Raw genomic sequence first — 9,243 nt, 5'->3', positions numbered from 1 at the left:
GGCGGCCAGCAGCGGCATGACGCAGGCGGCGCATTTGGCCCCCATGCTTTTGCCCGCCGGGCCGTCCACGCCGCCGGTCTGGATGGTCTGCAGGCCCTCGGCCGAACAGATGATGATCGGCTGCCCCGGCCGTGCCGCCGCCATTGCGCCGAACGGCAGCAGGGTTCCGAGCACGACCGCAAACGTCGCCGCCAGAAAGGCCAGCGAGCGCCATATCGACCAGTTATCGGCCTGTGATCGGTTCACGGCAGCGCTGTTACGGTGTTCGAGTTGGAAAGGCCAGTGGGGCGAGAGGTCGCTCTTGTTCCTCCCCACTGTGTGGGGAGGGGGACCGCGAAGCGGTGGAGGGGGCGGCGCAAGTGTCGGACGTCGAGACGCCCCTCCGTCACGGCCGCTGCGCGTCCGCGCCACCTCCCCTGAAATGGGGAGGAGCGATGGCGCCTTACTCGCCCCGCGCCGCTTGGCGAGGACTGAACTTCGGCGCGGGGGCCAGACGCATGACCTCGCCCTGGTAGCGTTCGTCGTCGCCGGCGACGGCGAAGGGCAGGGCGTCGGCGCAGGCTTGCAGCAGGGCGTCCAGCCAGGGCTTTTCGGCCTTGTGGAAGTCGCTGAGGACGTGGGCGTGGACCAGATGCGCCTCGCCGGGGTGGCCGACGCCCATGCGGGCGCGGCGGAAGTCGGGGCCCAGCTGGCTGATCATCGAACGGACGCCGTTCTGACCCGCGGCGCCGCCGCCCTTCTTCATGCGGAAGCGGCCGGGGGCCAGATCGATCTCGTCGTGAAAGACGATGACGTTTTCGGGCGCCACCTTGTAGAAGCGCGCCGCCTCGCCGACGGCGCGGCCGCTGTCGTTCATATAGGTCTGGGGCTTCATCAGCAGGACCCTGGTCCCCTCGACCTCGCCCTCGCTGATGACCGACTGGAATTTCGCCCGCTCGGGACCGAAACGCCAGCGGCGTGCGATCTCGTCGGCGGCCATGAAGCCGATGTTGTGGCGGTTCTTTTCGTATTTGGGGCCCGGATTGCCCAGCCCGGCGATGATGATCATGGCGCATTCAATGGCCGAAGCGTCAGCCAAAGAAAAGCCCCGCCGGGCGGACCCGGCGGGGCGGAACTTTTCGGACTCGAAAGCCGATCAGGCTTCGGTTTCAGCCTCGGCCTCGACCGTGGTGTCGCCGGCTTCGGATTGACCGGCCGACGAGGTCTTGATCGTGGCGATCACGAAGTCGCGGTCGGTGATGGTCGCCGAAGCGCCCTTGGGCAGGGCGATGTCCGACATGCGGATGGTTTCACCGATTTCGCGGCCCTTCAGGTCCACAACCAGCTCTTCCGGGATCTGGTCGGCGCGGACCAGGATCTCGACCGAGTGACGGACGACTTCCAGCATGCCGCCGGCGCGGGTGTAGGGCGCTTCGTCAGCGTTCTTGAAGTGAACGGCGACTTCGATCTTGAGCGGCGCCTTGGCGTCGACGCGCATCAGGTCGAAGTGCAGCGGACGGTCCGACACGGGGTCGAACTGGACCGACTTGGCGATGACCGGCTGGCTCTCGTCGCCATACTTCAGGGTCACCAGGTGGCCCAGCAGCTTGCCGGTGTAGAGGGACTTGCGGAAGTCCTTCTCGTTCACCGAGATGGCGACGGGGGCTTGATCGCCGCCGTACAGGATGCCCGGCACGGCGCCGGCGCGACGCGCGGCGCGGGCGCCGCCGGTGCCCACGCCATCACGGACGTCGACGTTCAGAATGATCTCGGCCATCTGGCTCGCCTCAACAACAACAGAAACGCCGCGCCAACCAGGGCCGCGCGGCGGGGGTCATGAACCCTCGAATTCAAGAGCGCGGGTCATTACACGCTCAATGCCCGGCGCGCAACCGTCTGACGGTCATGCGCGCCGGAAATGGCCCGGATCGGCCCCGCTTCAGCTCTGCGGGGGCGTCGTGGCGGCCACGGGGACCTCCACGGCGACCGGTGTCTGGGTCAGGGTCGTGTCGGTCACCACCGGCGCAGAGACGCTGGAGGTGGCGATACGGGTGCCCTGCGAGGCGCAGGTCGCCAGGTCGCGCACGACGTGGCGGCCCAGGCAGAACATGTCCTCATAGGCCGGGCGGGCGGCCGCCAGGCACTGGAACAGCATCAGCTTGGACATGTTCAGGCAGAATTCGGCGCCCGGCTCGCTGACCAGGGCGTCGGTGTTGATGCGCGCATCATCACCGGCGGCGCCCAGGGCCGCCAGCGCGGCGATGGCCAGCGCGTTGGCGACGGCGGGCGTATAGGGCGCGCTGATACGGTTGGCTTCCAGCCCCAGACCGTTGCCGGCGTGCGCCGCGGCCAGCAGGCGGGCCGATTCCTCGGCCGAGGGCAGCATCGGATTGTCCGACAGATCCTTGGCGCCCTCCAGCCGCGCGGCGCGGTTGGCGTTGGCCTGAATGGCCCAGCGACGGCGGGGGTCGCGACGTTCCTGGATGGTGTAGGCGTCGCCCTCGACGGCCTCGGCGAGTTCGCCCAGGACGCCGACTTCCTTGCCGATGGTGGCGGCGATCAGGCCGGCGGCCGAATCAGCGCCGGGGAAGGTGGCGGCGTAGGCGGGGTCGGCGATGATCCGGCCGACGATCTCGCGGCGCTGGACGGGGTCGGCGGCGAAGGCGCGAACGCCCGCGACGAATTCCGGCGACTGGAGCGCCAGGATCGAGGCGTAGGCGATCATGCCTCGCGACAGCTGGTTGGGCTCATAGGTGGCGCCTTTGCGCAGGGCCTCCTGGATCGCCTCGGCGCTGGTGAAGCCGCCTGCCTGGATGGTGGCGACGTCGCGCATGAAGGTGACGTAGATCGAGGCCGCGTCGGCCACGCTCTCGTTCAGGGTGACCGGCGGCGGCGGCGGCGGAGGCGGAGGGGCCGGCGGCGCTTCGGGTTCGGGTGTAGCGCAGCTGGCCAGGACGGCGGCGGCGGCGAGGGCGGCGAAGGAAAAGCCGCGACGCAAGGTTAGCTGACGCATCTAGGAGCGTTCTCCACAACTCGAGGCGCCCCCCGCGCCACGTCTCCGGGGCCTTCGACGTCGCCGATGATGTTCATGACCTCGCTCTCGCCCGCCTTGGGGCGGCGCTTGTCGACGATGGCCAGATCGGCGTCGAGGCGCTTGGCCAGCGAACGGGCGCGCACCACGCCACCGACGTCAGGCGAGACGATCATCAGGTCGTCGCCGCGCGGATAATGGTCCTTGATGTCCTGGGCCAGCACCGGCGTGGCCACCAGATTGTCGGTGGGAATGTCGAAGAAGCCCTGAATCTGGCCGGCGTGCAGGTCCATGGTCAGGACGCGGTGCGCGCCTGCGCGGGTGATCATGTTGGCGACCAGCTTGGCCGAGATGGGGGTTCGCCCCCCGGTCTTCCGGTCCTGACGGGCGTAGCCGAAATAGGGCATGACCGCCGTGATCCGCCGCGCAGACGCCCGCACCAGGGCGTCCGTCATGATCAGCAGCTCCATCAGGTTGTCGTTGGCCGGATAGGAGGTCGACTGGATGATGAAGACGTCCTCGCCGCGGACGTTTTCTTCGATAACGGCGAACACCTCGTTATCGGCAAAGCGCTTCACCTGGGCCTTGGTCAGGGGCATGTCCAGGTGGGTGGCGATGGCCTGGGCCAACGTCCGGTTGGAGTTTCCCGCAAGCAGCTTCATGGCCGGTCATCCTTTCGCCGTCATCGATCCGCCAATGACAGGGCGTTGGGCGGGCTTCATATCAGCGGGGCGGCTCGCATCAAGCGTCGGAGATGGTTATTCGACCGATCTTCGTTCGCATTGGCGCGCTTCGACCGCTGGTGTAGAGATCGCGTCACGCTTCGGCGTCCTCCTGCGGGGCGGACGCCGACCGAATGTCCATGAGGTCGCCTTTGCCTGCTCCGACGCTTCGCTCCGGTCTGATTCTGGCGGTCGCCGCCACCGCCGCCCTGACGGTCTCCGCCTGCGCGGGCAAGGCCGAGCGGCCGCGTCTGGCCTATGAGGAGCGGCCGGTCGAGGCGCTCTACAACACCGGCTACCAGCGTCTGGAGCGCAAGCGCTGGCGCGACGCGGTGGATTATTTCCAGGAAGTCGAACGCCAGCACCCCTATTCGGAGTGGGCGCGTCGGGCGATCCTGATGCAGATCTACGCCTATTATCAGAACGGGTCGTACCCGGAGGCGATCGCTGCGGCGGACCGGTTCATCCAGCTGTTCCCGGGCAATCCGTCCGCGCCCTACGCCTTCTACATGAAGGCGGTCTGTAACTTTGAGCAGATCGTCGATGTGGGCCGCGACCAGGGCTATGCCCAGGCGGCGCTGGGCGGACTGCGCGATGTGGTGCGCCGTTACCCCGGCACGTCCTTCGCCACCGATGCGCGGGTCAAGATCGACATGGTCAACGACCAACTGGCCGGCAAGGAAATGAACGTCGGCCGCTATTATCAGCGCGCCCACCAGCCGCTGGCGGCGATCAACCGCTACAAGTCGGTGATCGACAACGAGGATTTCCAGCGCACCTCGCACGCGCCGGAGGCCCTGTATCGTCTGGTCGAGGTCTATGTCTCGCTGGGCCTGAAGGAAGAGGCGACGCGCAACGCCGCCGTCCTGGGTCACAACTATCCGGGCAGCGCCTGGTACGCCGAGGCCTATGCCCTGCTCAGCGAGAACGGCGCCCAGCCCGGCGTCGCGCCCGAGGGCAAGCGTGAAAGCTGGCTGCGTCGTATCATTCCGGGCTGAGGCCCGGACCGCTTTCCCGGCTAGGATGATCGTCCAACCGAATCACCCCGGCCCATGCTGACCAGCCTTTCCATTCGCGATGTCGTGCTTGTCGACGCCCTGGACCTTGAGGTCGAGGACGGCCTGACCGTGCTGACCGGCGAGACCGGGGCGGGCAAGTCGATCATTCTGGACGCGCTGGGGCTGGCGCTGGGCGCGCGCTCGGACGCCGGGCTGGTGCGCGCCGGGACGAAGCAGGCCGTGGCCACCGCCGTCTTCACCGCGCCGGACGACGCCGAACTGATCGAACTGATCACCGAGCGCGGTTTCGACGTGACGCCGGGCGAGCCGCTGATCCTGCGCCGCATCGTCGGCGCCGATGGGCGCAGCCGCGCCTTCATCAACGATCAGGCGGCGGGCGTCGCCGCCCTGCGGGAGATCGGCCAGCGGCTGGTCGAGGTGCACGGCCAGCATGAGACCGTCGGCCTGCTGGACTGGAAGACCCACCGCGCCCTGCTCGACAACTACGGCGGACTGCAGCCCCAGCTGTCGGGCGTGGCCGCTGCGGCGGATCGGCTGAAGACGGCGCAGGCGCACTTGGCGGGGCTTGAGGCCGCTGCCGCTGACGCGGCCGCGCGGGTCGAGGAACTGACGCTGAACCTTGCGGACCTTGACGCCCTGGACCCCCGTCCGGACGAAGAGACCGAGCTGGCCGGCGAACGCGCCGTGCTGGGCGCTGCGGAAAAGGCCATCGCGGATCTGGCCGACGCGCGCAGCCTGCTGGGCGGCGACAAGCTGAGCCAGAAACTGGCCTCGGCCCTGCGCGCGGTCGAACATGCGCGCCAGCGGGCGGTGCAGGCCGGGGTCGAGGGCGATCATCCGGTGCTGGTGCGCCTGGCCGCCGCCGCCGAGGCCGTGGACCGGGCGCTGATCGAGGCGACCGAGGCCGTCTCGGCCGTCGACGCCGCCGCCGACGCCTTTGATTTCGAACCGGGGCGGCTGGACAAGGCCGAGGAGCGGCTGTTCGCCCTGCGCGCCGCCGCCCGGAAACTGAACACCACGGTCGAGGCCCTGCCGACGCTGCGCCAGTCGCTGCGCGAGCAGTTGCGCCTGATCGAGGATGGGGCCGAGGCCCTGACCAACGCCCGGCGCGAGGTCGCCGCGGCGGTCGAGGCCTATGACCTGGCGGCCATGCTGCTGACCTCGGCGCGCGAGGCGGCGGGGGATCGACTGACCGAGGCGGTCATGGGCGAACTGGGCCCGCTGAAGCTGGACCGGGCGCGGTTCCGGGTGGCGCTGGAGCCGGTCGAGGGCCGGCGCGGCCCGCTGGGCGTCGAGACGGTGCGGTTCGAGATCGCCACCAACGTCGGCACGCCGTTCGGCCCGCTGGACGCCATCGCGTCAGGTGGCGAACTGGCCCGTTTCGCCCTGGCCATGAAGGCGGCGCTGGCCAGCCGCGAGGACCAGCGCCAGCCGGTGATGATTTTCGACGAGGTCGATCAGGGCGTCGGCGGCGCCGTGGCCGAGGCCGTGGGCACGCGCCTGCAGCGCCTGTCGACCGGCGCGCAGGTTCTGGTCGTGACCCACAGCCCCCAGGTCGCCGCGCGCGGCCACGCCCACTGGAAGGTCCGCAAGGCTGATCACGACGGCCACACCCGCACCTCCATCGATGTGCTGGACCCCCACGCCCGTCAGGAAGAAATTGCCCGCATGCTGTCCGGCGCCGCCATCACGGACGAAGCGCGCGCCGCGGCGAGGGCGCTGATCGGCTGACGTCATCCTTCTCCCGCAAGGTGGAGAAGGGCGGTTACGGCCGTTGCCCCCGTCCTCGAACAGGTCCTATCTTGCACGCGTGCAAGCTTGGGGGTGTTCATGAATCGGTTCGTAGCTGCGGTGGTGGCGGGGGTGATCGCGCTGTCACCCATGGCGGTGACGGCGCAGGACTATGCGCGATACAGCGATACGGCGGCGCAGACGGAGCTCTCGCGTATCGCCGATGTGCAGATGGCCGTGATGACGCCGATGCGGGATGGCGTTGGTCTGGCGACCAATGTCTATCGTCCGCGAGACGCCGAGGGGCCGGTGCCGACCATCTTCTGGAAGACGCCCTATAACGAGCTCGCCTATAGCGCCCGGACCACGCGGACGGCCCTGACCTGGGTCAGCCGCGGCTATGCCTTCGTCGTCCAGAACGAGCGTGGCCGGTACTTCTCCGAGGGCGAGTACGAAATCCTCGGCTATCCCCAGACGGATGGCTATGACGCGCTGACGTGGATCGCGGCCCAGCCATGGTCGAACGGCAAGGTAGGCACGCTGGGCTGCTCGTCCTCGGCGGAATGGCAACTGGCGCTGGCGGCCCAGAACCACCCCGCCCACGCCGCCATGGTGCCCCAGGCGTCGGGCGCCGGCATCGGCAAGGTCGGCCGGTTCCAGGAGCAGGGGAATTGGTACACCGGCGGCGTGCCGCGTAACCTGTTCTTTATCTGGCTGTACGGCGTCGACAATCCGCAGCGTGCGCAGATCCCGGGCGACCTGGATCAGGAAACGCGCGCTCGCATCGTGCGCTACAACGACCTGGACACGGAAAAGCCCAAGGTCGACTGGCCGCGCCAGATTCGCCACCTGCCGGTCAACGACCTGCTGGCCGATCTGGGCGAGCCGGCGGGCACCTTTGAAGAGTTGATCGCCCGCACACCCGCCGACCCGGCCTGGCGCGAGGGCGGCCTGTATCATGACGACATGGGATGGGGCGTGCCGTCGCTGTGGTTCAACAGCTGGTACGACGTGTCCATCGGGCCGAACATGGAGCTGTTCAACCACGCCCGCTCGACCACCGAAGATCGCGAGGCGGCCCAGAACCAGTATGTGGTGGTCGGGCCGAACAACCACTGCGCCTTCGCCGGGCTGGGGCCGAATTTCAAGTCGGGCGACCGCGACCTGGGCGACGCCAGCTTTGACAGCGACGCCATGGTTCACGCCTGGTTCGACCGCTGGCTGAAGGGCGAGCAGCGTCGCTTCCCGGCGAACACGCCGCATGTCCAGTATTTCAACATGGGCGAGAACCGCTGGCGGACCGACGCCCAGTGGCCGCCCGCGGGCGTGCAGACGGTGCGCATGTATCTGCGCTCGGACGGAGCCGCCAACAGCCTGAACGGCGACGGGCGGCTGAGCCTGGAGGCGCCGCCGGCGGGCGAGCGTCCGGACCGCTATCGCTATGATCCGATGAACCCGGTCCAGACCATCGGCGGCGGCGACTGCTGCAACGGCGGGCTGGTGACGGCCGGCGCCTTTGATCAGCGCCCGATCGAGGCGCGCAACGACGTGCTGGTCTATACGTCCGAGCCGCTGACCTCGCCCATGCAGGTGTCGGGGTTTGTCGATGCGGTGCTGAAGGTGTCGTCGTCCGCGCCGGACACGGACTATGCGGTCAAGCTGGTGGACGTGGCGCCCGACGGCACGGCGCACATCCTGGGCGACACCATCATTCGCGCCCGCTATCGCACCGGCTTCGACAATCCGACGCCGCTGACGCCCAGCCAGGTAGCGACGGTTCAGCCGACGCCGATCACCATCAGCAACACCTTCCAGCGGGGGCACCGCATCCGGGTCGAAGTGACCAGCTCCAACTTCCCCAAATTCGTCCGCAACCTGAACACCGGTGGCGCGAACGAGACGGAGAAGGCGGGCGTGATCGCGGATAACGCCGTGCACCATGCCGGGGACGATGCGTCCTATATCGAGCTGCCGGTCCTGAACTAGGCGGCCTGGGGTCAACGAGAATGGCGAAGCGGCTTCGCCATTCTCGACCCGTTGCTAGGCGACCCCGCCGCGCAGCGTCATCAGCGGGATGACGATGTCTTCCTCGTCGTCGAGGTGGCGCGTCAGGGCGGGGGCGGCCTGGTCCAGAATGTCGGACAGGCGATGGGCGCGGTCGGGAGCGCCCGGCGCGCCGTCGCGCACGGCGTGATGGAAGGCTAGGCCCGACTGGAGCAGGGCCTCCAGATGAGCGTGGATGGCGTCATGGTCGCGGTCCAGCAGGTCCAGCCCGTGCTGGATACGCGGCTCGATACGGCGGAAGGCGGGAAAGTAGTGCCCGCTTTCGATCCGGTGGTGGCCGTCCAGATGTTGCAGAAAGGCCTGTAGCTCCGGCAGGACGGCGTCATGCAGGCCGCGCAGGTCAAGGTCGCCCGCGCGCCAGCGGCCGGTCAGGGCCGCCATCCGACCTTGCTGGGCCCGAAAGCCGGCGTGCATCTGCAGCCAGAAGGCGGCGGTCTGGTCGAGGCCAATCCAGCGGTCGCGGGGCAGGTCGCGGACCAGATACAGCATGTCGTCCGGCAGGCCGGTCCGGACCGCGAGATCCAGCGGATCAGACAACGGCGGTCGTGCTCTGGATAAAGCCGCCGCCCAGCACCCGGTCGGGATCGGCGGGGTCATAGAGGGCGCAGGCCTGGCCGGGGGCGACGCCTTCCTCGCCCTGCTCGAAGACGACCGAGATCACGCCGTCGATTAGGGCCAGGCCTGCGCCCTCTATGAC

The 9,243-nt window shown here is 68.7% G+C and carries 8 protein-coding genes and 2 pseudogenes; 3 read left to right on the top strand and 7 right to left on the bottom strand.

Annotated features, from left to right (window positions below):
* From EON91_RS13795 to EON91_RS13775, 5 genes and pseudogenes are all read right to left on the bottom strand, one after another.
* Positions 1-246: pseudogene (locus EON91_RS13795) on the bottom strand (hypothetical protein); the annotation flags it as partial.
* 196 nt (positions 247-442) lie between these two features.
* A complete protein-coding gene (gene pth / locus EON91_RS13790; protein ID WP_292095873.1) occupies positions 443-1,048 on the bottom strand; it encodes an aminoacyl-tRNA hydrolase in 606 nt (201 codons plus the stop codon).
* A gap of 87 nt (positions 1,049-1,135) precedes the next feature.
* Complete coding sequence (locus EON91_RS13785; RefSeq protein WP_292095869.1) at positions 1,136-1,756, bottom strand: 50S ribosomal protein L25/general stress protein Ctc; 621 nt, start codon at positions 1,754-1,756, stop codon at positions 1,136-1,138.
* 162 nt (positions 1,757-1,918) lie between these two features.
* Positions 1,919-2,992 (bottom strand): hypothetical protein, encoded by a 1,074-nt coding sequence (locus tag EON91_RS13780; protein ID WP_292095866.1) that lies wholly within the window; start codon positions 2,990-2,992, stop codon positions 1,919-1,921.
* A gap of 56 nt (positions 2,993-3,048) precedes the next feature.
* Positions 3,049-3,672, bottom strand: a pseudogene (locus EON91_RS13775) (ribose-phosphate pyrophosphokinase); the annotation flags it as partial.
* A 200-nt stretch (positions 3,673-3,872) separates the two neighbouring features.
* On the opposite strand from EON91_RS13775, the gene EON91_RS13770 reads away from it, so the two are divergent.
* The 3 genes from EON91_RS13770 (at position 3,873) to EON91_RS13760 (ending at position 8,468) form a co-directional block, all read left to right on the top strand.
* Positions 3,873-4,730, top strand: coding sequence for an outer membrane protein assembly factor BamD (locus tag EON91_RS13770; protein WP_292095863.1), 858 nt, complete (start codon positions 3,873-3,875; stop codon positions 4,728-4,730).
* A 54-nt stretch (positions 4,731-4,784) separates the two neighbouring features.
* A complete protein-coding gene (gene recN, locus EON91_RS13765) occupies positions 4,785-6,482 on the top strand; it encodes a DNA repair protein RecN (RefSeq protein ID WP_292095858.1) in 1,698 nt (565 codons plus the stop codon).
* 99 nt (positions 6,483-6,581) lie between these two features.
* Positions 6,582-8,468 carry a CocE/NonD family hydrolase gene (locus EON91_RS13760; protein WP_292095854.1) on the top strand — a complete coding sequence of 629 codons (1,887 nt, stop codon included), beginning with the start codon at positions 6,582-6,584 and terminating at the stop codon, positions 8,466-8,468.
* 54 nt (positions 8,469-8,522) lie between these two features.
* Here EON91_RS13760 and EON91_RS13755 read toward each other — a convergent pair whose 3' ends face one another.
* A complete protein-coding gene (locus EON91_RS13755) occupies positions 8,523-9,083 on the bottom strand; it encodes a hemerythrin domain-containing protein (protein WP_292095851.1) in 561 nt (186 codons plus the stop codon).
* The coding region (locus tag EON91_RS13750; RefSeq protein WP_366250457.1) for an aminomethyltransferase beta-barrel domain-containing protein at positions 9,076-9,243 on the bottom strand (168 nt) is incomplete at its 5' end. The genes EON91_RS13755 and EON91_RS13750, both read right to left, overlap by 8 nt.

Origin of the sequence: Brevundimonas sp., assembly GCF_004210735.1 — a bacterium.
Taxonomy (GTDB): Bacteria; Pseudomonadota; Alphaproteobacteria; order Caulobacterales; family Caulobacteraceae; genus Brevundimonas.
Note: the sequence above shows the minus strand (reverse complement) of the source record. Positions and strands in the feature narration are given on the sequence as shown.